Source organism: Acinetobacter sp. YH16053 (assembly GCF_013417035.1).
Taxonomy (GTDB): domain Bacteria; phylum Pseudomonadota; class Gammaproteobacteria; order Pseudomonadales; family Moraxellaceae; genus Acinetobacter; species Acinetobacter towneri.
The window spans coordinates 1-1,351 of sequence record NZ_VPEP01000124.1 but is presented as its reverse complement, the minus strand read 5'-3'; the positions used below and the strand labels follow the sequence as shown (position 1 = coordinate 1,351).

The 1,351-nt window shown below is 35.6% G+C and carries 2 protein-coding genes; one reads left to right on the top strand and one right to left on the bottom strand.

The window, feature by feature from the left end; translation table 11 throughout:
- Positions 1-180 precede the first annotated feature (180 nt).
- On the top strand, positions 181-660 hold the full coding sequence (locus FTV43_RS15490; RefSeq protein ID WP_179991844.1) for a spore coat U domain-containing protein: 480 nt from the start codon (positions 181-183) through the stop codon (positions 658-660).
- A gap of 14 nt (positions 661-674) precedes the next feature.
- Here the strand turns inward: FTV43_RS15490 and FTV43_RS15485 are convergent.
- A partial coding sequence (locus FTV43_RS15485) for a spore coat U domain-containing protein (RefSeq protein ID WP_179995838.1) occupies positions 675-1,351 on the bottom strand: 677 nt, incomplete at its 5' end.

Sequence of the window (1,351 nt, the reverse complement as noted above, 5' to 3'; positions counted from 1 at the left end):
TTTTGAATATCTTTGAATTTCATCCAAGGATTATCCTTTGAATTAAATAAGTTTGCTGATTAATTTAAGATCAAATAAATTGTACGTTTTTTGATTTATGACGGAAGTCTATTAACTATATATTATTTCTTAAAAAACTATGTAATATTTAATGGAGTTAATAGGTTGGAATTATGGTAAATGAGTCAAGTGAAAATTTTTAAATATTCTTTTGTAATTTTAGCTGTAGTCTCTGTTTCCGCATATACCATGAGTGATCGTCAATCCACACAGTTTCAAGTCAAAATGCAAGTTACAGAAATTTGTGAGATTGGAGCAGGAGGCTCTTCGGATATTGATTTTGGGACTGTGACTCGTAATGCACAGAATGTTCAAGCGACAGGGAGCTTAAATGTTCATTGTACTAATGGTACTCCCTATAATATTGCTTTAAATAGTGATGGTCGTTTGAAGCATGCCAATGATATTTCCATACAAATTCCTTATCAGCTTTATCAAGATGTTGCCATGAGCAAAGAATGGGGCAATATTGCAGACAATCGTTTGTCACAACAGGGGACAGGGGAAACACAAAATATTAAGATTTGGGGTAAGGTTCCCAATGCTAATGTTCCTGCTGGGAAATATAGTGACACAGTAACTGCGACGGTTACCTATTAATTTTAAAATAAAAATCAATAAGTTAGAGTTACTGTAATCGTGTCAGAGTATTGCCCAGTACTACTGATGGGTTGAGCTGGAACCGTTGCATATACAGGTATATTATGATTATCTACAGAGTAAAAGGTATTACCTTGCCAAGGTTGATCATCGTGTGCGTTCCTAGAAAGGTTGTATCGGATATAGTTTCCTAAAGCATTTCTCATTCTTCTTTGTGTGCCCTGCGCATTGATGCCATTATTTAAACTGACTTGCATAATAGTGCCAACGGGACAGGCTAACTGTATATTTCCTGAGCTTATTAACGGTGTCTTCAGTTGGTCAACCGCACCAAAGTTAATATCTGTTGCCGACTGAATTAAGCAACTATTTTCATAATATGAGTTAACAATTAAATTATTATTACCAGTATTCGAATTTGCAAGGGCTTCTGTATCCGTTGGTACTTCTGATCCAACCTTGTATGCAGAATAAAGTTTCAATCCAATACTATTCGTTTGATAGTATGCTGCTGGTACGTTCTGTCCAGGCAACACCTGACCATATAGTTTAAGCCGAGTACTGACATTTCCAGTTCCTGCTTCAAACTGGAAAGTTTGGCATTGTGCTTGGTTTTTACGTTCTGAATCAGGAATCTTAAATGTTCTTGCTGCATCAGAATATAATTCATAATTGAGTAATGCTCTTACAG

Bases quoted from the DNA above. Each gene is read 5' to 3' on its own strand.
- FTV43_RS15490 (WP_179991844.1), top strand. From the start codon at position 181: ATGAGTCAAGTGAAAATTTTTAAATATTCTTTTGTAATTTTAGCTGTA.